This window comes from Leclercia sp. LSNIH3 (assembly GCF_002935105.1).
In the GTDB taxonomy this organism is placed as follows: Bacteria; Pseudomonadota; Gammaproteobacteria; order Enterobacterales; family Enterobacteriaceae; genus Enterobacter; species Enterobacter adecarboxylatus.
Window position 1 is genome coordinate 1,095,357 of record NZ_CP026387.1, and the last position, 25,457, is coordinate 1,120,813.

Below are 25,457 nucleotides of genomic sequence, written 5' to 3' on the forward strand. Positions count from 1 at the left end.
CTTTGTTTATTCACGCAAACGCGATTTGGCTTAACGTGCAACCGGGTCGCACCAGCATAGTTCGTCGGTAGCACCGAAACGGTGCAACGGGAGATTTATGCCTCTGAATGGTGCGGCGCGCTTCGCAAAAATAAACAATAAAGCAGCAAAATCTTTACATTAAGCCAAACTAAATGTTAACAAACATGTATAACACTGCACTCGTATCGCGCGAGCTATAACAACATCACACCGAATATCAATGCGCCCCTGACGCTGATAAAAAAGGAGTTGGATATGCAATTACGTAAACTGGCCACAGCAATGCTGGTGATGGGATTGTCTGCAGGCGTTGTTCACGCCGAAGATGCTGCACCAGCAGCGGGCGGCACCCTGGAAAAAATCGCTAAAAACGGCGTGATTGTGGTCGGCCACCGTGAATCCTCCGTTCCATTCTCATACTACGACAACACGCAAAAAGTCGTGGGTTACTCTCAGGCTTACTCCAACGCCATCGTGGACGCGGTGAAGAAGAAGCTGAACAAACCGGATCTGCAAGTGAAGCTGATCCCAATCACTTCACAAAACCGTATCCCGCTGCTGCAAAACGGCACCTTTGATTTTGAGTGCGGCTCCACCACCAACAACCTTGAGCGTCAGAAACAGGCTGCCTTCTCCGACACCATTTTCGTGGTTGGTACCCGTCTGCTGACCAAAAAAGGCGGCGATATTAAAGACTTCGCTGACCTGAAAGGCAAAGCAGTAGTCGTCACCTCCGGTACCACGTCTGAAGTGCTGCTGCACAAGCTGAACGAAGAGAAGAAAATGGACATGCGCATCATCAGCGCCAAAGACCACGGTGACTCCTTCCGTACGCTGGAAAGCGGTCGCGCCGTTGCGTTCATGATGGATGATGCATTGCTGGCCGGTGAGCGCGCTAAAGCGAAGAAACCGGACAACTGGGAAATCGTCGGTACCGCGCAGTCTAAAGAAGCGTATGGCTGCATGATGCGCAAAGACGATGCGGAATTTAAGAAACTGGTCGATGACACCATCGCTCAGGTTCAGACCTCCGGCGACGCGGAGAAATGGTTCGATAAGTGGTTCAAGAACCCAATCCCACCAAAAAATCTGAACATGAACTTTGAACTGTCTGACGACATGAAAGCCCTGTTTAAAGAACCGAACGACAAAGCACTTAACTAATTAGAACCACTAAGGGGCGGGATCTCCTGCCCTCTCGATTGTCGGGAAGCGCGGACAGACTAAACGTTGAGGGGTCGTTCCCCACTCAGCGCGACGATTAAAGCTTCTCACCAATCTTCGAGGGTAGCGCTGCTACCCTTTTTTTTCTGGAGTTTATTATGTCAATCGACTGGAACTGGGGCATTTTCCTGCAGCAAGCCCCGTTCGGCAACACCACCTATCTTGGCTGGCTGTGGAGCGGTTTTCAGGTCACGGTCGCACTGTCGATCACCGCCTGGATCATCGCTTTCCTTGTCGGCTCGCTGTTCGGTATTTTGCGTACCGTCCCGAATCGCTTTCTCTCCTCGCTGGGAACCTGCTACGTCGAACTGTTCCGTAACGTTCCGTTAATCGTGCAGTTTTTTACCTGGTATTTGGTTATTCCCGAACTGCTGCCGGAAGATCTCGGCATGTGGTTCAAATCAGAGCTGGATCCTAACGTTCAGTTCTTTGTCTCCTCCATGCTCTGCCTGGGTCTGTTTACTGCCGCCCGCGTGTGTGAGCAGGTGCGTGCAGCGATTCAGTCTCTGCCACGCGGGCAGAAAAATGCTGCGCTGGCGATGGGCCTGACCTTACCGCAAGCCTACCGTTACGTTCTGCTGCCCAATGCCTATCGCGTGATCGTACCGCCGATGACCTCGGAAATGATGAACCTGGTGAAAAACTCGGCCATCGCGTCCACCATCGGTCTGGTGGATATGGCGGCGCAGGCGGGCAAACTGCTGGATTACTCTGCCCATGCGTGGGAATCCTTTACCGCCATTACCCTGGCGTATGTTCTGATTAACGCGGTAATTATGCTGGTGATGAACCTTGTCGAACGTAAAGTTCGCCTGCCGGGCAACCTGGGGGGCAAATAATGTACGAATTTGACTGGAGTTCCATTGTTCCTTCCCTGCCCTATCTGATGGATGGCCTGATCATTACCCTCAAGATCACCCTGACGGCGGTCGTGATCGGGATAATCTGGGGTACGCTGCTGGCGGTAATGCGCCTGTCGAGTTTTAAGCCTGTCGCCTGGTTTGCAACGGCTTACGTTAACGTGTTTCGTTCCATCCCGCTGGTGATGGTACTGCTGTGGTTCTATCTCATTGTGCCTGGCCTGCTGCAGGATGTGCTCGGCCTGTCGCCGAAAAATGACATCCGTTTGATCTCGGCGATGGTGGCCTTCTCGATGTTTGAGGCGGCGTACTATTCAGAGATTATCCGTGCCGGGATCCAGAGCATCTCCCGCGGGCAATCGAGTGCCGCGCTGGCGTTAGGCATGACCCACTGGCAGTCGATGAAGCTCATCATTCTGCCGCAGGCGTTCCGCGCCATGGTTCCGCTGCTGCTGACCCAGGGCATCGTGCTGTTCCAGGACACCTCTCTGGTGTATGTATTGAGCCTGGCAGACTTCTTCCGTACCGCTTCTACCATCGGCGAGCGCGATGGTACTCAGGTCGAGATGATCCTGTTCGCAGGTGCGGTCTATTTTGTTATTAGTTTAAGCGCGTCGCTGTTGGTCAGCTGGCTGAAGAAAAGGACAGTGTAATGATTTCCCTGAAAAATGTTTCTAAATGGTATGGGCACTTTCAGGTGCTGACCGACTGCTCCACGGAAGTGAAAAAAGGCGAGGTTGTGGTGGTGTGCGGGCCGTCCGGCTCGGGTAAATCAACGCTGATCAAAACCGTGAATGGCCTGGAGCCTGTGCAGCAGGGCGAGATTATCGTCAATGGCACCAAAGTGAATGACAAGAAAACCAACCTGGCGAAGCTGCGTTCTAACGTTGGGATGGTATTCCAGCATTTTGAGCTGTTCCCGCATCTGTCGATTATCGAGAATCTGACTCTCGCGCAGGTGAAAGTCCTCAAACGCGATAAGGCGCTAGCCCGTGACAAAGCGTTGAAGCTGCTGGAACGTGTCGGCCTGACTGCCCATGCCGATAAGTTCCCTGCACAGTTGTCCGGTGGCCAACAGCAGCGTGTAGCGATCGCCCGTGCGTTGTGTATGGATCCGGTAGCCATGCTGTTTGATGAGCCGACTTCTGCCCTTGACCCGGAAATGATCAACGAAGTGCTGGACGTCATGGTGCAGCTGGCACAGGAAGGCATGACCATGATGGTGGTCACCCACGAAATGGGCTTTGCGCGTAAAGTGGCGAACCGCGTGATCTTTATGGATGAAGGGAAAATCGTGGAGGACTCAGCCAAAGAGGAGTTCTTTGCCAACCCACAATCCGATCGCGCGAAAGATTTCCTCGCCAAAATTCTGCATTAATCTTCCCGGTGCGCAATCGCAGGATTGCGCACTGCTTCACGCTTTTCATCTCTTTTTCTCGTATGCACATTTCTTCAGCGTTAGCCTTGTCACAAAACAACACTGAGAAATGGAGAATTCTATGGCACTGCCCATTATCCTCGATTGCGATCCGGGTCATGATGACGCGATAGCTCTCGTGCTTGCCCTCGCCTCGCCAGAGCTGGAAGTCAAAGCCGTTACCTCCTCTGCCGGTAACCAGACACCGGACAAAACCCTGCGCAATGTTCTGCGGATGCTGACGCTGTTAAAGCGCAGCGATATTCCGGTTGCCGGAGGCGCGGTTAAACCCCTGATGCGCGACCTGATCATTGCCGATAACGTCCACGGAGAAACCGGTCTTGATGGCCCCGCCCTGCCCGAGCCGGATTTTGCCCCACAGAATTGCACCGCTGTAGAGCTGATGGCAAAGGTGCTGCGCGAAAGCCCTGAACCGGTGACGCTGGTCGCAACCGGCCCGCAGACCAACGTCGCCCTGCTGCTGAACAGCCATCCTGAATTGCATGCAAAAATCGCCCGGATAGTGATCATGGGCGGCGCCATGGGGCTGGGGAACTGGACGCCAGCCGCGGAATTCAATATTTATGTCGATCCTGAAGCGGCAGAAATTGTCTTCCAGTCCGGCATTCCGGTGGTGATGGCCGGTCTGGATGTGACGCATCGGGCGCAGATTATGGCGGACGATATTGAGCGTTTTCGCGCGATCAATAACCCCGTAGCCCGGACCGTAGCGGAGCTGCTCGATTTCTTTATGGAGTATCACAAGACGGAGAAATGGGGTTTCCAGGGCGCGCCGCTGCACGATCCCTGCACCATCGCCTGGCTGTTGAAACCGGAGATATTCACTACCGCCAGACGCTGGGTCGGCGTAGAAACGCAGGGGAAATATACGCAGGGCATGACGGTGGTCGATTATTACATGCTCACTGGCAACGAACCCAACACCGACATCATGCTGGATATCGATCGCCAGGCCTTCGTTGATTTACTGGCAGAACGCCTCGCGTTTTATCAGTAGTAATACGACGCCACCACGATGCGTCATCGGACGCATCGTGGTGGTCTCTGTTAAGGTTCAAACGGGCGACGCTGGAACTGGTCATGACCGCATTTGGGGCACAATGGCAGGAGATCCGGGGTGTAAACGGCCAGATGGAAGTGACATTTTTCGCAGACCAGATTTCCCAGCCCAACGACCTCTCCACTGTGGTATACGCCATGATGGTTCAGATCCTGAAACACCTCACGCCACTCCAGCTGCGTTTTATCGGTGATATCTGCCAGCTCCTGCCACACACTCTCTTTAATCACCCGCATAAAGACGCTATCGGCAACCTCATCCTGGCTCTCCTCATAGCTACGGGCAAACTCTTCCAGATCGCGGCGAACCGCGCGGGTCACCTCTTCCACTTCGGTACGTGTTAACTCACCCGTCTGCATCACCCTCAGGCGAGCCTGGTCGACGAGCGCGTCAATATCCCGCTCACCATTACGCAGACGTTCGGTCAAGGTGGCGACCAGTTCACGGTAAAATTGAGCAACCTTGTTCATCATTTTCCTCCCGGGTAAGTAACTCTCTCTAATGATAGACCTTATTTGCGCCCCGCTTTGTCAGCTCATCCACACTCTGCGTAAATTCCTGCAAGAGCCTTTTCAGCTAAAGGCTGTTTTGACGCAGGCGTTTGGGCTATGCTATGCGGATCTGAAATACCACATCCTTTGGCTACGTTTGTAGCTGTAATAAACACAGGACCACTGGCTGCCATGCAAGAGCAATACCGCCCGGAAGAGATAGAATCGAAAGTCCAGCAACACTGGGACGAGAAGCGCACTTTTGAAGTCACCGAAGACGAGAGCAAAGAGAAGTATTACTGCCTGTCGATGCTTCCCTATCCTTCTGGCCGACTACACATGGGCCACGTGCGTAACTACACCATCGGTGATGTGATCGCCCGTTACCAGCGTATGCTGGGCAAAAACGTTCTGCAGCCGATCGGCTGGGATGCGTTTGGTCTGCCTGCGGAAGGTGCTGCGGTAAAAAACAATACTGCCCCTGCGCCCTGGACCTACGACAACATCGCCTACATGAAAAACCAGCTCAAGATGCTGGGCTTTGGCTATGACTGGAGCCGCGAACTGGCGACCTGCACCCCGGAATATTACCGCTGGGAACAGAAGTTCTTCACCGAGCTGTACAAAAAAGGGCTGGTCTACAAAAAAACATCCGCCGTTAACTGGTGCCCGAACGACCAGACCGTTCTGGCAAACGAACAGGTCATCGACGGCTGCTGCTGGCGCTGCGACACTAAAGTTGAGCGTAAAGAGATCCCACAGTGGTTTATCAAAATCACCGCTTACGCCGACGAACTGCTGAGCGATCTGGATAATCTGGATCACTGGCCAGATACCGTTAAAACCATGCAGCGCAACTGGATCGGCCGTTCTGAAGGGGTGGAAATCACCTTCAACGTGGAAAATTACGATCAGAAGCTGACCGTTTACACCACCCGCCCGGACACCTTCATGGGTGCCACCTACCTGGCCGTGGCGGCAGGTCACCCGCTGGCGCAGAAAGCGGCAGAGAACAATCCAGAACTGGCTGCCTTTATCGACGAATGCCGCAACACCAAAGTGGCCGAAGCCGACATGGCGACCATGGAGAAGAAAGGCGTTGCTACCGGTTTCTACGCCACGCACCCGCTGACTGGCGAAGCGATCCCTGTCTGGGCAGCCAACTTCGTGCTGATGGAGTACGGTACGGGCGCAGTCATGGCCGTTCCGGGTCACGACCAGCGCGACTACGAATTTGCCACTAAATACCACCTGGCGATCAAGCCAGTTATCCTCGCGGCAGACGGCTCTGAGCCGGACCTGTCCGAACAGGCGCTGACCGAAAAAGGCACCCTGTTCAACTCTGGCGAATTCAGCGGCCTGAGCTTCGAAGAGGGCTTCAACGCCATTGCCGATAAACTGGCCTCGCTGGGCGTTGGCGAGCGTAAAGTTAACTACCGTCTGCGCGACTGGGGTGTTTCCCGTCAGCGTTACTGGGGTGCGCCAATTCCGATGGTCACCCTGGAAGATGGCACCGTCATGCCAACCCCGGAAGATCAGCTCCCGGTGATCCTGCCGGAAGATGTGGTCATGGATGGCATCACCAGCCCGATTAAAGCCGATCCTGAGTGGGCAAAAACCACCGTGAACGGCATGCCTGCGCTGCGTGAAACCGACACCTTCGACACCTTTATGGAGTCCTCCTGGTACTACGCGCGTTATACCTGCCCGCAGTATCAGGAAGGCATGCTGGATTCCGACGCGGCGAACTACTGGCTGCCGGTCGATATCTACATTGGCGGGATTGAACACGCCATCATGCACCTGCTCTACTTCCGCTTCTTCCATAAACTGATGCGCGACGCAGGCCTGGTGACCTCCAATGAACCTGCCAAACAGCTGCTGTGTCAGGGCATGGTGCTGGCAGATGCCTTCTATTACGTGGGCGCGAACGGCGAGCGTAACTGGGTCTCCCCGGTTGATGCCATCGTTGAGCGCGACGAGAAAGGCCGCATCGTTAAAGCGAAAGATGCTGCTGGCCATGAGCTGGTGTATACCGGCATGAGTAAAATGTCGAAGTCTAAAAACAACGGCATTGACCCTCAGGTGATGGTTGAGCGTTACGGTGCGGATACCGTGCGTCTGTTCATGATGTTTGCTTCTCCGGCAGACATGACGCTGGAGTGGCAAGAATCTGGCGTTGAAGGGGCTAACCGCTTCCTGAAACGTGTCTGGAAACTGGTTTACGAGCACACCTCTCAGGGCGCTGTACCGGCACTGGATACCGCGGCACTGACGGAAGATCAGCAAGCGCTGCGTCGTGATGTTCATAAAACTATTGCTAAAGTGACCGATGATATTGGTCGCCGTCAGACCTTCAATACCGCAATTGCGGCTATTATGGAATTGATGAACAAGCTGGCGAAAGCCCCGCAGGAAGGCGAGCAGGATCGTGCCTTGATGCGTGAAGCGCTGCTGGCGGTTGTCCGTATGCTGAACCCGTTCACCCCTCACGCCAGCTTTACGCTGTGGCAGGAGCTGAACGGTGAAGGCGATATCGACAATGCACCGTGGCCGGTGGCGGATGAATCCGCAATGGTTGAAAACACCACGCTGGTCGTTGTTCAGGTTAACGGTAAAGTGCGCGGTAAGATCACTGTTCCGGTTGATGCAACCGAAGAGCAGGTCCGCGAACGTGCCGGCCAGGAACATCTGGTGGCGAAGTATCTTGATGGCGTTACCGTACGTAAAGTGATCTACGTGCCCGGTAAACTGCTGAACCTGGTCGTTGGCTAAGCGCGGGAGGAAGCGTGCGACAACTGGCAACATTACTGTTATCGCTGGCGGTGTTAGTCACCGCCGGCTGTGGCTGGCACCTGCGTAATACCACACAGGTGCCGGAACAGATGAAAACGATGATTTTCGATTCGGGCGATCCTAATGGTCCGCTGAGCCGTGCCATTCGCAATCAGCTGCGTCTTAACGGCGTTGATCTGATCGAACAAGGAACGCTGCGCCAGGATATACCGTCATTCCGCGTATTAAGCTCTACCCTGAGCCAGGATACCGCGTCCATCTTCCAGGATGGCCGTACTGCGGAATACCAGATGGTGATGGAAGTCCATGCCGCGGTTCTGATCCCGGGTAGCGATATTTATCCTATCAGCACCAAGGTCTACCGTTCGTTCTTCGATAACCCGCAGACTGCGCTGGCGAAAGATGCTGAGCAGACCATTATCATTAACGAAATGTATGACAAGGCAGCGGAGCAGCTGATCCGTAAGCTGCCGAGCGTCCACACTGCTGAAAAAGAGAATGCCCTGAAAGCTCAGCCTGGTACTCAGCCAGCGGCATCCTCACCACGCGTCTCCACGACGCTGGGTCAGTAATGCTCAGGTTGTACCCTGAACAACTCCGCGCGCAGCTCAATGAAGGGCTGCGCGCGGCGTATCTGCTTCTCGGAAACGATCCGCTGTTGCTGCAGGAGAGCCAGGATGCCGTACGTCAGCTTGCGGCGACCCAGGGCTTTGAGGAGCACCACAGTTTCACGCTGGATAACAGCACCGACTGGCAGGAGATTTTCTCCCTCTGTCAGGCGATGAGCCTGTTTGCCGCCCGGCAAACCCTGCTTATTCAGTTACCGGAAAACGGCCCTAATGCGGGCATCAACGAACAGCTGGCCACGCTGGTCAGTTTGCTGCATAGCGATCTTCTGCTGATTGTTCGCGGCAATAAACTCACTAAAGCCCAGGAAAATGCCGCCTGGTTTACTGCACTGGCAAACCATTCGGTGCTGGTGACCTGCCAGACCCCGGAGCAGGCCCACCTGCCAAAATGGGTTGCGGCCCGGGCTAAGCAGAACAATCTGCAACTGGATGACGCTGCGAATCAGCTGCTCTGTTACTGTTATGAAGGCAATCTGCTGGCTCTGGCCCAGGCCCTTGAGCGGCTGTCTCTGCTCTGGCCGGATGGCAAACTGGCCCTGCCGCGCGTCGAACAGGCGGTTAACGACGCCGCCCATTTCACCCCTTTCCATTGGGTCGATGCCCTGCTCTCAGCGAAAAGCAAGCGCGCCCTGCACATCCTGCAACAGCTGCGTCTTGAAGGCAGTGAACCGGTGATCCTGCTCAGAACCCTGCAGCGTGAACTGCTGCTGCTCCTGACCCTGAAACGGCAGTCGGCGCACACGCCCCTGCGTGCGCTGTTTGATAAACACCGGGTCTGGCAGAACCGTCGCGGCATGACCACCGAGGCCCTGAACCGCCTCAGCCCGGATCAGCTGCGCCAGGCCGTTCAACTGCTGACACGCACCGAGCTGACCCTGAAGCAAGATTACGGCCAGTCGATCTGGTCAGAGCTGGAAAGCCTCTCGCTGCTCCTGTGCCACAAAGCGCTGGCCGATATTTTTATAGAAGGTTGAAATGCACTCTCTACAGGCTCTGTTTGGTGGCACCTTTGACCCGATCCACTACGGGCATCTGAAACCGGTCGAAATTCTGGCAAACCAGATTGGCCTGCAGCGCGTCACTATTATGCCGAATAATGTGCCGCCGCACCGTCCACAGCCGGAGGCCAGCGCCGCACAGCGTAAAATGATGCTGGAACTGGCGATTGCCGATAAGCCGCTGTTTCAACTGGATGAGCGTGAGCTGCGCCGGGACAGCCCGTCGTATACCGCGCAGACGTTGCAGGAGTGGCGCGCCGAACAGGGGCCGGAGACACCGCTGGCCTTTATCATCGGCCAGGACTCGCTGCTCACGTTCCCGGGGTGGTATCAGTATCAAACGATCCTCGAAAATAGCCATGTGATCGTTTGTCGCCGCCCGGGCTATGCTCTGAGGATGAAAGAGGAGCAGCATCAGCAGTGGCTTGAGGCGCACCTGACGTATCAGGTTGAGGATCTGCATACCCTTCCTGCCGGTAAAATTTTCCTGGCGGAAACGCCGTGGTTTGATATTTCGGCCACGCTGATCCGCCAGCGTCTGCAACAGGGGCTGCCCTGCGATGAGATGTTACCCCTGCCGGTTTTGCGTTACATTCAACAGCAGGGTCTGTATCAGAAAAGCAGCAACTAACTGGGCGCCGGGAGAAAAAGCGCGCCATTCGCGCTCTCGCCATTGACACCCCCGTCCAGGCTGATATCCTCCGCTGCCAGACTTCCCGCCAGCACTGTTTTACAAAAACTGTTTTACAAAAATGGCGATGCAATCTCCGGCATAGGGTGGGATGATACCCGCCTTCGCAGGCCCGTGCGGTGACATTTGTCCCGACACTGCGGCCAGTTCAGGTATACTGACTGGCTACGAATTTACAGTTATTCAATCTCACTCTCCCAGGGGGAAAACTTGCAGGGTAAAGCACTCCAGGATTTTGTTATCGACAAAATTGATGACCTGAAAGGTCAGGACATCATCGCCATCGACGTTCAGGGCAAATCAAGCATCACCGATTGCATGATTATCTGCACCGGTACCTCCACTCGCCACGTTGCTTCCATCGCTGACCATGTTGTTCAGGAATCCCGCGCTGCCGGTATGCTGCCGCTGGGCGTTGAAGGCGAAGCGACCGCTGACTGGGTCGTCGTTGACCTTGGCGATGTGATTGTCCACGTCATGCAGGAAGAAAGCCGTCGCCTGTATGAGCTGGAAAAACTCTGGGGTTAATGCGTGAAGCTGCAACTGGTAGCCGTCGGCACAAAAATGCCCGATTGGGTACAAACAGGGTTTACCGAATATCTGCGTCGTTTTCCGAAAGATATGCCGTTTGAGCTGGTGGAGATCCCCGCCGGCAAACGCGGCAAAAACGCAGATATCAAACGCATTCTCGATAAAGAGGGTGAACTGATGCTGGCTGCCGCAGGCAAAAACCGCATCGTCACGCTCGATATTCCGGGCAAGCCCTGGGATACACCGCAGCTGGCGCATGAACTGGAGCGCTGGAAGCAGGACGGTCGCGACGTCAGCCTGTTAATTGGCGGTCCAGAGGGATTATCCCCCGCCTGTAAAGCGGCAGCAGAACAGAGTTGGTCTCTCTCCGCGCTGACGCTGCCCCACCCGCTGGTTCGGGTGTTGGTTGCTGAAAGTCTCTATCGCGCGTGGAGCATCACGACTAACCATCCTTATCACCGTGAGTAATGATGACATCCTGGATAAATTAAGCAGCGGATGAAACTACAGAATTCTTTTCGCGACTATACGGCTGAGTCCGCGCTGTTTGTGCGCCGGGCAGTGGTCGCCTTTTTGGGGATTTTGCTGCTGACTGGCGTGCTGATCGCCAACCTCTATAATCTGCAGATTGTCCGTTTTACCGATTACCAGACCCGCTCCAACGAAAACCGCATTAAACTCGTCCCTATCGCCCCAAGCCGCGGCATTATCTACGATCGCAACGGTACGCCACTGGCGTTGAACCGCACGATCTATCAGATTGAAATGATGCCAGAGAAGGTCGATAACGTGCAGCAGACGCTCGAAGCGCTGCGCAGCGTAGTCGATTTGAATGACGACGATATTGCCGCCTTCAAAAAAGAGCGCTCCCGCTCGCATCGCTTCACGTCGATACCGGTAAAAACCAACCTCACCGAGGTGCAGGTAGCCCGTTTCGCCGTGAACCAGTACCGCTTTCCCGGCGTAGAGGTCAAAGGCTACAAGCGCCGCTTCTACCCGTACGGCTCTGCCCTGACGCATGTCATCGGCTATGTCTCGAAAATCAACGATAAAGACGTCGACAGGCTGGACAAAGACGGCAAACTCGCCAACTACGCGGCGACGCACGATATTGGCAAGCTGGGCATTGAGCGCTATTACGAAGAGATTCTCCACGGCCAGACCGGGTATGAAGAGGTTGAAGTCAACAACCGGGGCAGAGTGATCCGTCAGCTGAAAGAGGTGCCACCTCAGGCCGGGCATGACATTTATCTGACCCTGGATCTCAAACTTCAGCAGTATATTGAAACCCTGCTGGCAGGCAGCCGCGCGGCGGTAATTGTGACCGACCCACGTACCGGCAGCATTCTGTCGCTGGTCTCGACGCCGAGCTACGACCCGAATCTGTTCGTCGATGGCATCTCCAGCAAGGACTATTCTGGCCTGCTCAACGACCCTAATACGCCGCTGATCAACCGCGCGACCCAGGGTGTTTATCCCCCGGCCTCGACGGTTAAACCTTATGTGGCCGTGTCGGCGCTCAGCACAGGTGTTATCACCCGTAATACCAGTCTCTTCGACCCGGGTTGGTGGCAGTTGCCTGGCTCGGAAAAACGCTACCGCGACTGGAAGAAGTGGGGCCACGGCCATCTGAACGTCACCAAATCGCTGGAGGAGTCGGCGGATACCTTCTTCTACCAGGTAGCCTATGACATGGGCATTGACCGTCTGTCGGAATGGATGGGCAAATTTGGCTACGGCCACTATACCGGTATCGACTTGTCAGAAGAGCGTTCCGGTAACATGCCAACCCGGGAATGGAAGCAGAAGCGCTTTAAAAAACCGTGGTATCAGGGTGACACAATTCCGGTAGGGATCGGCCAGGGCTACTGGACCGCCACCCCCATTCAGATGAGTAAAGCGCTGATGATCCTTATCAACGACGGGGTGGTAAAAGTGCCGCACCTGCTGATGAGCACCGTTGAAGACGGCAAAAAAGTGCCCTGGGCGCAGCCGCACGAGCCGCCAGTGGGCGATATCCATTCCGGTTACTGGGAAATCGCCAAAGACGGGATGTATGGCGTAGCCAACCGTGCGAACGGTACGGCACACAAATACTTTGCCGGCGCGCCCTATAAAATCGCGGCAAAATCCGGTACCGCCCAGGTGTTTGGCCTGAAAGCCAATGAAACCTATAACGCGCATAAAATTGCTGAACGTCTGCGTGACCATAAGCTGATGATTGCGTTTGCACCATACGAAAACCCGCAAGTCGCCGTGTCGATTATTCTGGAAAACGGCGGTGCAGGCCCGGCGGTCGGTACCATCATGCGCCAGATCCTTGACCACCTCATGCTGGGTGACAACAACACTGACTTGCCGAGTGAAAACCCGGCTACCGCCGGCGCGGAGGACCAATAATCGTGACGGATAATCCGAATAAAAAATCGCTGTGGGACAAGATCCACATCGACCCGGCCATGCTGCTTATCCTGCTGGCGCTGCTGGTTTACAGTGCCCTGGTTATCTGGAGCGCCAGCGGCCAGGATCTCGGCATGACGGAGCGTAAGATCGGCCAGATCACCATGGGTCTGGTCGTCATGGTGGTGATGGCGCAGATCCCACCCCGCGTGTACGAAGGCTGGGCGCCCTATCTCTACATCTTCTGCATCATTCTCCTGGTTGCGGTAGACGCCTTTGGTGCCATCTCGAAAGGCGCGCAGCGCTGGCTCGACCTCGGCATCGTCCGTTTCCAGCCCTCGGAGATTGCGAAAATCGCCGTTCCACTGATGGTGGCGCGCTTCATCAACCGTGATGTCTGCCCACCGTCGCTGAAAAACACTGCTATCGCACTGGTGCTGATCTTCCTGCCTACGCTGCTGGTGGCCGCGCAGCCGGACCTTGGCACCTCGATTCTGATCGCCCTCTCCGGCCTGTTTGTTCTGTTCCTCTCCGGGCTGAGCTGGCGGCTTATCGGGATTGCGGTGGTATTAGTGGCGGCCTTTATACCGATTCTGTGGTTCTTCCTGATGCACGATTATCAGCGCCAGCGCGTAATGATGTTGTTGGATCCAGAGAGCGACCCGCTCGGAGCAGGCTATCATATTATACAGTCGAAGATTGCAATCGGCTCTGGCGGCCTGCGCGGCAAAGGCTGGCTGCACGGTACGCAGTCGCAGCTTGAGTTTCTGCCCGAACGCCATACCGACTTTATCTTTGCGGTTCTGGCTGAAGAGTTAGGGCTGGTCGGAATTTTAATCCTTCTGGCGCTGTACCTGCTGTTAATCATGCGCGGATTGTGGATTGCCGCCCGGGCACAAACCACCTTTGGCCGCGTCATGGCCGGTGGCTTGATGTTGATTTTATTCGTTTATGTTTTCGTAAATATTGGTATGGTGAGCGGTATTCTGCCGGTGGTAGGCGTACCGCTTCCGCTGGTGAGTTACGGAGGCTCGGCCCTGATCGTTCTGATGGCCGGGTTCGGGATCGTCATGTCGATCCACACACACAGAAAAATGTTGTCAAAAAGCGTATAAGGGGCACGCAATGCGTAAGCAGTGGTCTGGGATCTGCATCGCAGTGAGTTTACTGGCAGCCTGTACAAGTGACGATGGTCAGCAGCAAGCGACCGTCGCACCGCCGCAACCGGCAGTATGTAATGGTCCGGTGGTTGAGATCAGCGGAGCCGATCCGCGTTTTGAACCCCTGAGCGCCACGGCTAATCAGGATTACGAACGCGACGGAAAAAGCTACAAAATTGTTCAGGATCCTTCCCGCTTCAGTCAGGCTGGCCTAGCGGCTATTTATGACGCCGAGCCGGGAAGCAACCTGACCGCAAGCGGTGAGGCGTTCGATCCTATGCAGCTCACCGCTGCGCACCCGACGCTGCCGATCCCAAGCTACGCGCGTATCACCAACCTGGCGAATGGCCGAATGATTGTGGTACGTATCAACGATCGTGGCCCTTACGGCAATGACCGCGCGATCTCGCTGTCACGCGCCGCGGCCGACCGTCTGAATACCTCCAACAACACAAAAGTGCGTATCGACCCGATTATTGTTGCTCAGGACGGTTCGCTCTCTGGCCCCGGTATGGCCTGTACCACCGTGGCTAAACAGACTTATGCCCTGCCCGCACGTCCCGATTTGAGTGGCGGGATGGGCAGCGCGTCGTCCGTTTCTGAACCTGCGCCGCAGGGTGACGTACATGCCATCAGTAACGACACGCTGAAAAGCGAAGACACTATGGGCGCACCGGTCAGCAGCGGTGGTTTCCTTGGCGCGCCTACAACCCTCGCCTCCGGCGTGCTGGAAGGCAGCGAACCGCCTGCACCTCAGCCGGTCGTCACCGCGCCGGTGAACCAGACGGCACCGGTCACGGCACCTGTATCTGCTCCGACTCAGGCTCCGGTTACGGCACCTGGTTCTGCTCAGACTCCGGTTACGGCGCCTGTTTCCGCACCCGCACAGGCAGGCGGTTATGTTGTTCAGGTTGGCGCGGTCAGCGATCAGGCTCGTGCCCAACAGTATCAGCAGCGCCTCGGCCAGCAGTTTGGCGTGCCGGGCCGCGTAGAGCAAAATGGTGCGGTATGGCGTATTCAGCTCGGCCCGTTTGCCAGCAAATCTGAGGCTGCAGCCTTGCAGCAACGTCTGCAGAATGAAGCGCAGTTACAGTCATTTATCGCTGTTGCAAAATGATTAATAGGCGGTATCCGAATTGTCAGTTTTTGTCATGATGATTCACACTCTCATGCTTAAAGTCGGATGCCTGCCTGTATAGCATTTGCTATAGTAAGGCACTTTTTTTAATTCCATCACGGATGTCGTTTTTCTGACCATGAAGACCACTTTCTCCGCTCGTTTTATGCAGCGCATGGCGCTCACTACGGCGCTTTGTGCAGCCACGCTCTCTGTTGCTCACGCCGATGACCTGAATATCAAGACCATGATCCCGGGCGTTCCGCAGATCGACGCGGAATCCTACATCCTGATCGATTACAACTCCGGTAAGGTGTTGGCTGAACAGAATGCTGACGCACGACGCGATCCGGCCAGTCTGACTAAAATGATGACCAGCTACGTCATCGGTCAGGCCATGAAAGCAGGTAAATTCAAAGAAACCGACCTGGTAACCATCGGTAACGATGCGTGGGCCACCGGCAACCCGGTATTTAAAGGGTCATCCTTGATGTTCCTGAAACCCGGCATGCAGGTTCCCGTCTCCCAGCTGATCCGTGGCATCAACCTCCAGTCCGGTAACGATGCCTGCGTGGCGATGGCAGACTTTGCCGCCGGCAGCCAGGACGCTTTTGTTGGCCTGATGAACAGCTACGTTTCCGCACTGGGTCTGAAAAACAGCCACTTCCAGACCGTACACGGCCTGGATGCTGACGGTCAGTACTCCTCTGCGCGCGATATGGCGCTGATTGGCCAGGCGCTGATCCGTGATGTACCGAACGAATACACCATCTATAAAGAGAAAGAATTTACCTTTAACGGTATCCGTCAGACCAACCGTAACGGCCTGCTGTGGGATAACAGCCTGAACGTTGACGGCATCAAAACCGGACATACCGATAAAGCCGGTTACAACCTGGTGGCCTCTGCCACTGAAGGCCAGATGCGTCTGATCTCTGCGGTAATGGGCGGTCGTACTTTCAAAGGGCGTGAAACCGAGAGCAAGAAGCTGCTGACCTGGGGCTTCCGCTTCTTCGAAACGGTAAACCCACTGAAAGCGGGCAAAGAGTTCGCCTCAGAACCGGTCTGGTTTGGTGATAACGACCGCGCCTCTCTGGGCGTCGATAAAGATCTCTACCTGACCATTCCACGCGGTCGCATGAAAGATCTGAAAGCCAGCTATGTGCTGACCGCCAGCGAACTGCACGCTCCGCTGAAGAAAAATCAGGTTGTGGGCACCATCAACTTCCAGCTTGATGGCAAAACCATCGACCAGCGTCCGCTGGTGGTGTTGGATGAAATCCCGGAAGGCAATTTCTTTGGCAAAATCATTGATTACATTAAATTGATGTTCCATCACTGGTTTGGTTAAAAATTGAACACTTGAAAGTGTGATTTCCATCCCCATATACTATGTAACCTGATAACTCCCACCCGACGTGGGAGTTATTCTTTTTTTGACGTACTGCCGGAGTTGACATGAAAACCAAACTTAACGAACTGCTTGAATTCCCTACTCCTTTTACTTACAAAGTAATGGGGCAGGCGTTGCCTGAGCTGGTTGATCAGGTGGTTGAAGTGGTACAGCGCCATGCGCCAGGCGACTACTCTCCGACGGTGAAACCAAGCAGCAAAGGCAACTACCATTCCGTGTCTATCACCATCACGGCGACGCATATCGAACAAGTTGAGACGCTCTACGAAGAGCTGGGTAACATCGATATCGTTCGCATGGTGCTGTAACACCTTTCGGTTACCCGCATCGCCGGGTAACCTGTTTCTCCTCTGTGATATACTCCCCGCTACAGTTTGTCCCTTCGTTCGGAGATATCGTTTTGTACCAGGATACCATTCTCGTCCGCCAGCTTGGGCTGCAGCCCTATGAACCTGTCTCCCAGGCTATGCATGATTTCACTGACACACGCGACGAGAACACGCCGGATGAGATCTGGCTGGTAGAGCATTTGCCGGTGTTTACCCAGGGTCAGGCCGGAAAAGCAGAGCATCTGTTAATGCCCGGCGATATCCCGGTTATCCAGAGCGATCGTGGGGGCCAGATCACCTACCACGGGCCGGGACAACAGGTGATGTATGTCCTGCTTAACCTGAAGCGCAGAAAGCTCGGGGTACGTGAACTGGTGACGCTGCTTGAACAGACGGTAGTTAATACGCTGGCGGAATTTGATATTGATGCGCACCCGCGGGCAGATGCACCCGGCGTCTATGTCGGCGAAACGAAAATATGTTCCCTTGGTCTGCGGATTCGTAAAGGGTGCTCTTTCCACGGCCTTGCTTTGAATATCAATATGGATCTTTCACCTTTCCAGCGGATCAATCCTTGCGGTTATGCGGGTATGGAAATGGCCCAAATGCGTCAGTGGGTAGAGAACATTACACCGGAAATTGCACGTCCGCATTTGCTTAATGCTTTTTTAGCGCTGCTAAACAATCCACCCTATAAATATATTACTGCTTAATTATCCCGGCAATTTGGCTCATTATTTGATGAGCCATTCTTATTTCAAGGCTTTAAGCTTTACAACAATCCGTACTTTCTATATTTTCAAAATACCTGCAACGCGCTTGCGAATTAGCATTTACCCGTTATCTACTCCGCCAGGACCAACCGACTGGTATGAATATCGCCTGCGCAAAAATTAGACAAGATGATGAATTTACTTAGAAATGTTGATTATCAAAACTAGTTTAACCACAACAATAAGCACATTATTTAAATTCAACTATTATTTATATTGTGAATAATTAGGGAGAGATCGCGTGGATAATAATAATTCACCAGATAAGCGCTTGAGTGATCCTGGCAGTGAAACAAAACCACAGGTTTTTCGGACGTTACGCAATATTGACCTTAATTTATTGACGATTTTTGAGGCCGTGTATGTCCACAAAGGGATCGTCAATGCTGCGAAAATTCTGAATCTCACTCCCTCAGCAATAAGTCAGTCCATCCAAAAATTACGCTCAATTTTCCCCGATCCGCTGTTCATACGTAAAGGCCAGGGCGTGACGCCGACCGCCTACGCCACGCATCTGCATGAATATATAAGCCAGGGTCTGGAGTCAATTCTTGGGGCGCTGGATTTAACCGGCACCTATGATAAGCAACGCACCATCACTATTGGTACTACCCCGACCGTAGGCGCGCTGGTTTTGCCGCAGATTTACCAGGCCGTGAGAACCCATGCCCCGCATCTGATGCTGCGCAATATTTCGGTCAATGATGCCGAAACCCAGCTCGGCCAGTTCCAGACCGACCTGATCGTGGACAGCAACGCCCTGAATGCCCGCGCCCTGAGCCACAACGTGCTGTTCGCTGACAAACTTCTGCTGATCTGCCGTAAAAACCATCCGGCGCTAAGCCAGGCAGCCACGGTAGATAATCTGGGGAACTACGAACAAACGTTGCTAATGCTAGAGGGACAAAACCTTAACGGATTACGCCAACGTATCAACGACATTTTCCCTGAACGTCTGGTGCACTTCAGCAGTTACAATCTCTTTACGATTGCTGCCCTGATCGGCAGCAGCGATCTGATTGGCATCATCCCCGAGCGCCTGTTTAATCTGGTACGTCACTGCTGGCCGCTGGAACAGATCCCCTTCGCCCCGCTCAATGCCGAATGCGTTGAAATCTCGCTGTATGACAACAAACTGAGCCTGCGCGATCCGGTGCTGGAAAATTTGATAAACGTCATCCGCCAGGCCTTCTGATCAGGGGGTATTTCCCTTAAAGCCGCGCAGCCCCACATAAAAGGCACTAAACAACAACTATTTTACAATTTGGCGACCGGGCAGGCTGCTTTATCGTCCGTATCAATGATATACTGCCTGTCGTTCGTTCAAAAATAGTTGATAAATACAACATTCCCTTGAATTGAAACGCTTTCCTTCGATTTTCGCAACTGGAAGACGCACGCTATGAGTAAACCCATTGTGATGGAACGCGGTGTTAAATACCGTGATGCCGATAAAATGGCCCTAATCCCGGTTAAAAACGTGGCTACGGAGCGCGAAGCGCTGTTAAGAAAACCGGCCTGGATGAAGATTAAACTTCCGGCGGACTCTTCGCGTATTCAGGGAATTAAAGCAGCGATGCGCAAAAACGGTCTTCACTCCGTTTGCGAAGAGGCCTCCTGCCCGAACCTTGCTGAATGTTTTAACCACGGCACTGCGACTTTCATGATCCTCGGCGCGATTTGTACCCGCCGCTGCCCATTCTGTGACGTTGCCCACGGTCGTCCTGTTACGCCTGACGCTAACGAACCACAGAAACTGGCACAGACTATTGCTGACATGGCCCTGCGCTATGTGGTTATCACCTCTGTTGACCGCGACGATCTGCGCGACGGTGGTGCCCAGCACTTTGCTGACTGTATCTCTGCCATTCGTGAAAAGAGCCCGTCCATCAAAATCGAGACGCTGGTTCCCGACTTCCGTGGCCGTATGGATCGCGCGCTGGATATCCTCAACGCCACGCCACCAGACGTGTTTAACCACAACCTGGAAAACGTACCGCGTCTCTATCGTCAGGTTCGTCCGGGCGCCGATTACAACTGGTCTCTGAAACTGCTGGAGCGTTTTAAAGAAGCGCATCCTGAGATCCCAACCAAATCTGGCCTGATGGTGGGTCTGGGTGAAACCAACGAAGAGATCATTGAAGTCATGCGCGATCTGCGTCGCCATGGCGTCACCATGCTGACGCTGGGCCAGTATCTGCAGCCAAGCCGTCACCACCTGCCGGTGCAGCGCTACGTAAGCCCTGAAGAGTTTGACGAAATGAAAGCTGAAGCGATGGCGATGGGCTTCACCCATGCAGCCTGCGGCCCGTTTGTTCGTTCGTCCTATCACGCCGATATGCAGGCGAAAGGCGAAGAAGTGAAGTAAACCCGTCACAAACGTTTACAGTTCACCCATAAAAAAACCGGCTTTAGCCGGTTTTTTTCTATCGCAAGCCATTTAGGCGTAGCCGTTACTCTTTGTGGGAAAGTTTTTCGGCAGTGATATCCGCATCGGCGCTTTTCTTCGCCATAGCGTCATCGTCGTTCATCGCCTTTTTAAAGCCTTTGATAGCAGCACCCAGGTCTCCGCCCAGCGTACGTAATTTCTTGGTACCAAACAGCAGGACAACCAGTGCGGCTACCACCAGCAGTTTGGTAATACTAATCTCACCCATAGATACCTTCTTGACGTAAACAGGCTGCGTTTCGCGCCTTAAAAACCCGACCTTATTAACGGTCATTTGACGCCCGCACACAATAGCAATCTGTAACAAGGTGAATCAAGCGTTGTTTAAAAAACGTCACAACAATTGCGGGGGCGCGAAGCGTCGGTTGCGTAGCACCGGCAACTGCTGACGCGCCAGCGTAATGCGCTGCTGGCTGATCTCCGCTATTAACAGTGCTGGCCCTTCTGCCGCGGCCGCAATGGTTACGCCAAGGGGGTCGATAATGCGGCTCTGACCGATATTCTTGTTACCACACTCCCCTGCTGCCACCACATAGCAGGTGGTATCCAGCGCCCTGGCTGCCAGCAGCGTTGACCAGTGGTGCTCCTTGAGCGGCCCCCTGACCCATGCCGCAGGCAGAACCAAAACCTCTGCTCCCGCCAGCGCCAGGTTCAGCGCCATCTCCGGGAAGCGCAAATCGTAGCAGGTCATCAACCCCAGCCGGATACCCTCAATTTCAATCAGCGGCGGTACTCTCGTCCCCGCATCCACCAGCCGGGATTCCTGAATATTGAACGCATCGTAAAGATGCAGCTTGGCATACTGCTCAACGATCCTGCCACCACGCAGGGCGACGAGGGTATTGATCGCCCTGCCCGCGGTGGAGGGGACATGCACCGTCAGCACCGTAGTCAGTTCATTACGGGCGCTCTCTGCCAGCAGCATCGCCAAAAAGCCGCCGTCCAGCGGCTGGGCCGACTTTACGGACAGGTCGGGATCGTTATCATCGCGGGCGAGTAACGCTTCGGGCAGCACCAGCAACGATGCCCCCTGCGCGGCCGCCTGCGCCATCAGCGAAACGCAAGTTTCGGCATTTTTTTGCCAGTTCGCCGTTACTGCAAATTGTCCAACCGCAACGTACATATTTTCCCCTTGCCGCAAACGGCGTTACACTCTGGATCCTTACACATCAAATAGCAGGTATTGTTCGTGTTTCAACTTCTTTTAGCCGTTTTTATCGGCGGGGGCACAGGAAGCGTGGCGCGCTGGTTGTTGAGCATGCGGTTTAACCCTCTGCATCAGCAGATCCCGTTCGGAACGCTAACGGCCAACCTTATCGGTGCCTTTATCATTGGGCTGGGGCTGGCGTGGTTCAACCGCATGCCCCATCTCGATCCGGTGTGGAAGCTGCTGATCACCACCGGCTTTTGCGGCGGACTGACGACCTTCTCGACGTTCTCGGCCGAGGTGGTGTTTTTGTTGCAGGATGGACGGGCAGCCTGGGCGCTCCTGAACATTGCGGTCAATCTTCTGGGTTCGTTAATGATGACCGCGCTCGCATTTTGGTTAATCTCTGCGGTAAATGCTCACTAAAAGAGACGACCTTAATGTTGGCTTAATTTTTCTCGGGCACCCTGTCAGCACATACACTGAGGGTGTCGCAATGAAAGAGAAAATAACAAATGTGGGGATGGTTGTACTGAGCATGGCAATCGTTGTCAGTTTTTTGCGGCTGTACCTGCTCAGCTAAGCCAGAACGAAAAAAACCCGCTCAGGGAGCGGGTTTTGAAATTCTTGCTGGTCTCGTCTGAATTACAGAGCGATGACGTTAGCAGCAGAAGGGCCTTTGGCACCGTTAGTGATTTCAAACTCAACGCGCTGACCTTCAGCCAGGGTTTTGAAACCATTGCTCTGGATTGCAGAGAAGTGTACGAACACGTCTTTGCTGCCATCTTCCGGAGTAATGAAACCGAATCCTTTGGATTCATTAAACCACTTAACGTTACCTTTAATCTTAGACATCAAAATTACCTTTACATGAAAATTGGACACAAATGCTGTGTCGGGTATCAGTACAACAATTGTGAGCGGTTTTGTCCAGCGCCTTTTTGAAGAAAAGTGACAAAAGTCGCGTTAATTTTCTCGCCCCAATTTTTATCCTTTACACGTCAACAAGTGGCTATTAAATCACCAGTATGTAAAGTTTTTTCAGCTAAAACTGAAAGCGCATCCAGGCGAAGTAGACGTTGCCATTGTTATAGGTTCCCGGGATATAGGTCATCTGAAAAGTGGCCGGGCCGTAGCCCACAGAGGCCAGCGGCAGCACCAGCGGAATGGGGATGTAGTTCCAGTTATCGCGCGCCGTCACCGCAGCGGTAAAACCGAGCCCCAGATGGAGGTTATCATCAGCCAGCGGACGCCAGGTTTTTTCCCAGCCGTAACCCGCGATCGGCTCCCATTTATTATAGGAATCTTTAAACGCCATGGCGTACAGGCCATGCCAGTTACCTTTCTCATCCCAGCGTGACTGACCAAAGCCCGCGCCCCACGGTCGCTCATTGTAGCGGTCGGTCTTCTCTTTATCGTAAGCGAAGCGGGCATGCCATGTAATGGCGGGCACATAGAGATCGTAATGCTGGGGGGCTTCCCAGGTTTCAACCATATCGTTATGGATAGTTTTGACCCAGGCTCTCAGGGGAGGGACATCTTTAGCCATTGCTACAGTCGAAAAAGAGAACTGAGCAAAAATAAAAGGAAATACAATGAAAAACTTATTAATAATTGTCACAACTTTATTACCACTTTACTCTTCGCAGCGTGTTCTTGCCCAGAATAGTGGAATGGCAGCCTGACGGCATGGGTGTTTATCTTAATTATTAACGGCAAAAGATAAGAATTCTCCTGGTAAAAGAGCGCGCGCCGAAAAATACCTCATGAACAATAAACAAAACCTATACTGATGCAATAATTTATGCAGCGCATGAATAAATAATACAGATATCATCGTCAACCTGACCCTCCCGCCTGCCAGCTGCACAACAATGCGCTACATCATCTCTGCACTGCCCTTCCCGCCTCGCATCCCCGGCAGCATTCGGGCCACGATGGCGACAACGGCCATCACTTTAATAAGGAGCGCACTTTCGTAAAACGCCACAATAAACACTTTATTTTAGCCATCATGATCGCGAACTTAATATATTCAAATCCCGCGTAATATAAAGCACAATAATAATATCAAACCTTGCCAACACACCTGACACAACACTATTTCCCACCGATAAATCATATTCCAGAAACCATAACAACCAGATATCAATAATAAGTCAAAAAGGTAATATCCCCATGAGGATAAGCCCCTCAGGAATAAAGTTAAAAGTCAGCCTGAGCAGCGTCTGGCGCTGGCAAAAGAGACTGGAACATACGCGGGGAAACGCCTGAGACAGAAGTCGTTTTCGATTTATTTCATTTTGTGCGGTGACTGGCTCTCTACAAGCCGTACAGAACTAACCCATGCTCATTCGCGTTGCGGCAGTAGCATAATCGGCCTGAATACTTCTTTAGTAGGCGTTTTATTGATTTTGGTCAGCGAGGCCGGTCCATTATTTCGGCACATTTTGTCACCTTAACTTTATTGCTAATTATCCTTTCGCTCTGGGGGCGTCGGGACACTGAGGGATCCATGCTAACGTTTATCGAGTTACTGATTGGAGTGGTGGTCATTGTCGGCGTCGCACGCTACATCATCAAAGGCTACTCCGCCACCGGCGTGCTGTTTGTGGGCGGCCTTGTCCTGCTGATTGTCAGCGCCCTGATGGGCCATAAAGTGCTGCCATCCAGCGCCACCAGCACCGGTTACACCGCAACCGACATTGTTGAGTACATCAAAATCCTGCTGATGAGCCGCGGTGGCGATCTGGGGATGATGATCATGATGCTCTGTGGGTTTGCCGCCTATATGACGCACATTGGCGCCAACGATATGGTGGTTAAGCTGGCCTCAAAGCCGCTGAGCTATATTAACTCCCCTTACCTGCTGATGATCGCCGCCTATTTCGTCGCCTGTCTGATGTCGTTGGCCGTGTCGTCGGCAACCGGCCTGGGCGTTCTGCTGATGGCCACCCTGTTCCCGGTGATGGTCAACGTGGGGATCAGTCGTGGCGCGGCGGCGGCTATCTGCGCCTCTCCGGCAGCGATTATTCTCTCCCCGACCTCCGGTGACGTGGTGCTGGCCGCCAAAGCCGCCGAGATGCCGCTGATCGATTTCGCCTTTAAAACCACCCTGCCGATCTCCATTGCCGCTATTCTCGGCATGGCGGTTGCGCACTTCTTCTGGCAGCGTTACCTCGATAAAAAAGAGAACATCTCCCACGAAAGACTCGACGTCAGCGAAATCACCACCACCGCCCCTTCGTTCTACGCCATCCTGCCGTTTACGCCCATCGTTGGGGTGCTGATTTTCGATGGCAAATGGGGGCCGGAGTTGCACATCATCACTATTCTGGTGATCTGCATGCTGCTGGCGGCGGTGCTGGAGTTTGTTCGCGGCTTCAATACCCAGAAGGTATTTAGCGGCCTGGAAGTGGCGTATCGCGGCATGGCGGATGCCTTCGCTGGCGTGGTGATGCTGCTGGTGGCGGCCGGGGTCTTTGCCCAGGGGCTTAGCACCATCGGCTTTATCCAGAGCCTGATCTCCATCGCCACTTCGTTCGGTTCCGCAAGCATTATCCTGATGATGGTGCTGGTGGTGCTAACCATGCTGGCGGCGATGACCACCGGTTCCGGTAACGCGCCTTTCTACGCTTTTGTAGAGATGATCCCGAAACTGGCGCACTCCTCCGGTATTAACCCGGCCTATCTCACCATCCCAATGCTGCAGGCTTCCAACCTGGGCCGTACCATCTCCCCGGTCTCCGGCGTGGTCGTGGCCGTCGCCGGGATGGCAAAAATCTCGCCTTTCGAAGTGGTAAAACGCACATCCGTGCCGGTCCTCGTGGGCCTGGTCATCGTCATTATCGCCACAGAGGTATTGGTGCCAGGCACTGCTGTGGGTTAAGGCACACTACAGCATAAAGCGCCTACGGGCGCTTTTTGTG

General features: G+C 53.9%; 26 protein-coding genes. 21 read left to right on the plus strand and 5 right to left on the minus strand.

All coding sequences use genetic code 11. The features are described from left to right. Positions 1 to 276: 276 nt before the first annotated feature. The 5 genes from C3F35_RS05365 to rihA all read left to right on the plus strand — a co-directional run bounded on the left by C3F35_RS05365 (position 277) and on the right by rihA (position 4,540). A complete protein-coding gene (locus C3F35_RS05365) occupies positions 277 to 1,185 on the plus strand; it encodes an amino acid ABC transporter substrate-binding protein (RefSeq protein ID WP_032617038.1) in 909 nt (302 codons plus the stop codon). Positions 1,186 to 1,343: 158 nt separating this feature from the next. Further along, positions 1,344 to 2,084 carry a glutamate/aspartate ABC transporter permease GltJ gene (gene gltJ, locus C3F35_RS05370; protein ID WP_032617037.1) on the plus strand — a complete coding sequence of 247 codons (741 nt, stop codon included), beginning with the start codon at positions 1,344 to 1,346 and terminating at the stop codon, positions 2,082 to 2,084. Beyond that, positions 2,084 to 2,758, plus strand: coding sequence for a glutamate/aspartate ABC transporter permease GltK (gene gltK / locus C3F35_RS05375; protein ID WP_103791906.1), 675 nt, complete (start codon positions 2,084 to 2,086; stop codon positions 2,756 to 2,758). The genes gltJ and gltK overlap by 1 nt, the downstream gene beginning before the upstream one ends. Further along, positions 2,758 to 3,483, plus strand: a complete 726-nt coding sequence (locus tag C3F35_RS05380) for an amino acid ABC transporter ATP-binding protein (RefSeq protein WP_059308513.1) — start codon at positions 2,758 to 2,760, stop codon at positions 3,481 to 3,483. The genes gltK and C3F35_RS05380 overlap by 1 nt, the downstream gene beginning before the upstream one ends. A gap of 121 nt (positions 3,484 to 3,604) precedes the next feature. Further along, complete coding sequence (rihA, locus tag C3F35_RS05385; RefSeq protein WP_059308514.1) at positions 3,605 to 4,540, plus strand: pyrimidine-specific ribonucleoside hydrolase RihA; 936 nt, start codon at positions 3,605 to 3,607, stop codon at positions 4,538 to 4,540. A 50-nt stretch (positions 4,541 to 4,590) separates the two neighbouring features. Here the strand turns inward: rihA and C3F35_RS05390 are convergent, their stop codons facing one another. Then, positions 4,591 to 5,073, minus strand: coding sequence for a zinc ribbon-containing protein (locus C3F35_RS05390; protein WP_032617044.1), 483 nt, complete (start codon positions 5,071 to 5,073; stop codon positions 4,591 to 4,593). Between the two features lie 213 nt (positions 5,074 to 5,286). Here C3F35_RS05390 and leuS point away from each other — a divergent pair, with 213 nt between their 5' ends. From leuS to lipA, 14 genes are all read left to right on the plus strand, one after another. After that, a complete protein-coding gene (leuS, locus tag C3F35_RS05395) occupies positions 5,287 to 7,869 on the plus strand; it encodes a leucine--tRNA ligase (protein ID WP_103791905.1) in 2,583 nt (860 codons plus the stop codon). A 14-nt stretch (positions 7,870 to 7,883) separates the two neighbouring features. Then, positions 7,884 to 8,462, plus strand: a complete 579-nt coding sequence (gene lptE / locus C3F35_RS05400; protein WP_032617032.1) for an LPS assembly lipoprotein LptE — start codon at positions 7,884 to 7,886, stop codon at positions 8,460 to 8,462. Then, the gene (gene holA, locus C3F35_RS05405; protein WP_103791904.1) at positions 8,462 to 9,493 is read left to right on the plus strand and encodes a DNA polymerase III subunit delta; all 1,032 of its coding nucleotides are present in this window, start codon (positions 8,462 to 8,464) and stop codon (positions 9,491 to 9,493) included. Before lptE ends, holA begins: the two co-directional genes overlap by 1 nt. Position 9,494: 1 nt before the next feature. Continuing rightward, complete coding sequence (nadD, locus tag C3F35_RS05410; RefSeq protein WP_103791903.1) at positions 9,495 to 10,148, plus strand: nicotinate-nucleotide adenylyltransferase; 654 nt, start codon at positions 9,495 to 9,497, stop codon at positions 10,146 to 10,148. 270 nt (positions 10,149 to 10,418) lie between these two features. Then, entirely contained in the window at positions 10,419 to 10,736 is a 318-nt protein-coding gene (gene rsfS, locus C3F35_RS05415) for a ribosome silencing factor (protein ID WP_032617029.1), read from the plus strand. Positions 10,737 to 10,739: 3 nt separating this feature from the next. Then, positions 10,740 to 11,207 carry a 23S rRNA (pseudouridine(1915)-N(3))-methyltransferase RlmH gene (rlmH, locus tag C3F35_RS05420; RefSeq protein WP_003858701.1) on the plus strand — a complete coding sequence of 156 codons (468 nt, stop codon included), beginning with the start codon at positions 10,740 to 10,742 and terminating at the stop codon, positions 11,205 to 11,207. A gap of 30 nt (positions 11,208 to 11,237) precedes the next feature. Next, on the plus strand, positions 11,238 to 13,139 hold the full coding sequence (gene mrdA, locus C3F35_RS05425) for a peptidoglycan DD-transpeptidase MrdA (RefSeq protein ID WP_032617028.1): 1,902 nt from the start codon (positions 11,238 to 11,240) through the stop codon (positions 13,137 to 13,139). A 2-nt stretch (positions 13,140 to 13,141) separates the two neighbouring features. After that, the gene (gene mrdB / locus C3F35_RS05430; RefSeq protein ID WP_032617027.1) at positions 13,142 to 14,254 is read left to right on the plus strand and encodes a peptidoglycan glycosyltransferase MrdB; all 1,113 of its coding nucleotides are present in this window, start codon (positions 13,142 to 13,144) and stop codon (positions 14,252 to 14,254) included. Between the two features lie 10 nt (positions 14,255 to 14,264). Next, positions 14,265 to 15,416 (plus strand): endolytic peptidoglycan transglycosylase RlpA, encoded by a 1,152-nt coding sequence (gene rlpA / locus C3F35_RS05435; protein ID WP_059308517.1) that lies wholly within the window; start codon positions 14,265 to 14,267, stop codon positions 15,414 to 15,416. Between the two features lie 139 nt (positions 15,417 to 15,555). Further along, entirely contained in the window at positions 15,556 to 16,767 is a 1,212-nt protein-coding gene (dacA, locus tag C3F35_RS05440) for a D-alanyl-D-alanine carboxypeptidase DacA (RefSeq protein ID WP_032617024.1), read from the plus strand. A 107-nt stretch (positions 16,768 to 16,874) separates the two neighbouring features. Beyond that, positions 16,875 to 17,138 carry a DUF493 family protein YbeD gene (gene ybeD, locus C3F35_RS05445; RefSeq protein WP_003022706.1) on the plus strand — a complete coding sequence of 88 codons (264 nt, stop codon included), beginning with the start codon at positions 16,875 to 16,877 and terminating at the stop codon, positions 17,136 to 17,138. Positions 17,139 to 17,230: 92 nt separating this feature from the next. Continuing rightward, complete coding sequence (lipB, locus tag C3F35_RS05450; protein WP_103791902.1) at positions 17,231 to 17,872, plus strand: lipoyl(octanoyl) transferase LipB; 642 nt, start codon at positions 17,231 to 17,233, stop codon at positions 17,870 to 17,872. 301 nt (positions 17,873 to 18,173) lie between these two features. After that, positions 18,174 to 19,127, plus strand: a complete 954-nt coding sequence (locus C3F35_RS05455) for a YbeF family transcriptional regulator (protein ID WP_103791901.1) — start codon at positions 18,174 to 18,176, stop codon at positions 19,125 to 19,127. A gap of 207 nt (positions 19,128 to 19,334) precedes the next feature. Further along, positions 19,335 to 20,300 carry a lipoyl synthase gene (gene lipA, locus C3F35_RS05460; protein WP_032617021.1) on the plus strand — a complete coding sequence of 322 codons (966 nt, stop codon included), beginning with the start codon at positions 19,335 to 19,337 and terminating at the stop codon, positions 20,298 to 20,300. An 85-nt stretch (positions 20,301 to 20,385) separates the two neighbouring features. Here lipA and tatE read toward each other — a convergent pair whose 3' ends face one another. After that, a complete protein-coding gene (gene tatE, locus C3F35_RS05465; protein ID WP_059308519.1) occupies positions 20,386 to 20,589 on the minus strand; it encodes a twin-arginine translocase subunit TatE in 204 nt (67 codons plus the stop codon). 126 nt (positions 20,590 to 20,715) lie between these two features. After that, a complete protein-coding gene (locus C3F35_RS05470; RefSeq protein ID WP_059308520.1) occupies positions 20,716 to 21,504 on the minus strand; it encodes a deaminated glutathione amidase in 789 nt (262 codons plus the stop codon). Positions 21,505 to 21,570: 66 nt separating this feature from the next. Here C3F35_RS05470 and crcB point away from each other — a divergent pair, with 66 nt between their 5' ends. After that, a complete protein-coding gene (gene crcB, locus C3F35_RS05475) occupies positions 21,571 to 21,954 on the plus strand; it encodes a fluoride efflux transporter CrcB (RefSeq protein ID WP_032617018.1) in 384 nt (127 codons plus the stop codon). A 219-nt stretch (positions 21,955 to 22,173) separates the two neighbouring features. On the opposite strand, the gene cspE is transcribed toward crcB, so the two are convergent. Together cspE and pagP are read right to left on the minus strand one after the other, a co-directional pair. After that, positions 22,174 to 22,383, minus strand: a complete 210-nt coding sequence (cspE, locus tag C3F35_RS05480; protein ID WP_002439184.1) for a transcription antiterminator/RNA stability regulator CspE — start codon at positions 22,381 to 22,383, stop codon at positions 22,174 to 22,176. 190 nt (positions 22,384 to 22,573) lie between these two features. Then, complete coding sequence (pagP, locus tag C3F35_RS05485; protein ID WP_373407762.1) at positions 22,574 to 23,077, minus strand: lipid IV(A) palmitoyltransferase PagP; 504 nt, start codon at positions 23,075 to 23,077, stop codon at positions 22,574 to 22,576. A gap of 966 nt (positions 23,078 to 24,043) precedes the next feature. Here pagP and dcuC point away from each other — a divergent pair. Next, on the plus strand, positions 24,044 to 25,417 hold the full coding sequence (gene dcuC, locus C3F35_RS05490; protein ID WP_032617015.1) for an anaerobic C4-dicarboxylate transporter DcuC: 1,374 nt from the start codon (positions 24,044 to 24,046) through the stop codon (positions 25,415 to 25,417). Positions 25,418 to 25,457 lie beyond the last annotated feature (40 nt).

Coding starts and splice junctions, on each gene's coding strand:
- dcuC (WP_032617015.1), top strand. CDS start 24,044: ATGCTAACGTTTATCGAGTTACTGATTGGAGTGGTGGTCATTGTCGGC.
- gltJ (WP_032617037.1), top strand. CDS start 1,344: ATGTCAATCGACTGGAACTGGGGCATTTTCCTGCAGCAAGCCCCGTTC.
- tatE (WP_059308519.1), bottom strand. CDS start 20,589: ATGGGTGAGATTAGTATTACCAAACTGCTGGTGGTAGCCGCACTGGTT.
- cspE (WP_002439184.1), bottom strand. CDS start 22,383: ATGTCTAAGATTAAAGGTAACGTTAAGTGGTTTAATGAATCCAAAGGA.
- mrdA (WP_032617028.1), top strand. CDS start 11,238: ATGAAACTACAGAATTCTTTTCGCGACTATACGGCTGAGTCCGCGCTG.
- rlpA (WP_059308517.1), top strand. CDS start 14,265: ATGCGTAAGCAGTGGTCTGGGATCTGCATCGCAGTGAGTTTACTGGCA.
- ybeD (WP_003022706.1), top strand. CDS start 16,875: ATGAAAACCAAACTTAACGAACTGCTTGAATTCCCTACTCCTTTTACT.
- rihA (WP_059308514.1), top strand. CDS start 3,605: ATGGCACTGCCCATTATCCTCGATTGCGATCCGGGTCATGATGACGCG.
- dacA (WP_032617024.1), top strand. CDS start 15,556: ATGAAGACCACTTTCTCCGCTCGTTTTATGCAGCGCATGGCGCTCACT.
- nadD (WP_103791903.1), top strand. CDS start 9,495: ATGCACTCTCTACAGGCTCTGTTTGGTGGCACCTTTGACCCGATCCAC.
- C3F35_RS05365 (WP_032617038.1), top strand. CDS start 277: ATGCAATTACGTAAACTGGCCACAGCAATGCTGGTGATGGGATTGTCT.
- gltK (WP_103791906.1), top strand. CDS start 2,084: ATGTACGAATTTGACTGGAGTTCCATTGTTCCTTCCCTGCCCTATCTG.
- holA (WP_103791904.1), top strand. CDS start 8,462: ATGCTCAGGTTGTACCCTGAACAACTCCGCGCGCAGCTCAATGAAGGG.
- C3F35_RS05390 (WP_032617044.1), bottom strand. CDS start 5,073: ATGAACAAGGTTGCTCAATTTTACCGTGAACTGGTCGCCACCTTGACC.
- C3F35_RS05470 (WP_059308520.1), bottom strand. CDS start 21,504: ATGTACGTTGCGGTTGGACAATTTGCAGTAACGGCGAACTGGCAAAAA.
- pagP (WP_373407762.1), bottom strand. CDS start 23,077: ATGGCTAAAGATGTCCCTCCCCTGAGAGCCTGGGTCAAAACTATCCAT.
- C3F35_RS05380 (WP_059308513.1), top strand. CDS start 2,758: ATGATTTCCCTGAAAAATGTTTCTAAATGGTATGGGCACTTTCAGGTG.
- lipA (WP_032617021.1), top strand. CDS start 19,335: ATGAGTAAACCCATTGTGATGGAACGCGGTGTTAAATACCGTGATGCC.
- leuS (WP_103791905.1), top strand. CDS start 5,287: ATGCAAGAGCAATACCGCCCGGAAGAGATAGAATCGAAAGTCCAGCAA.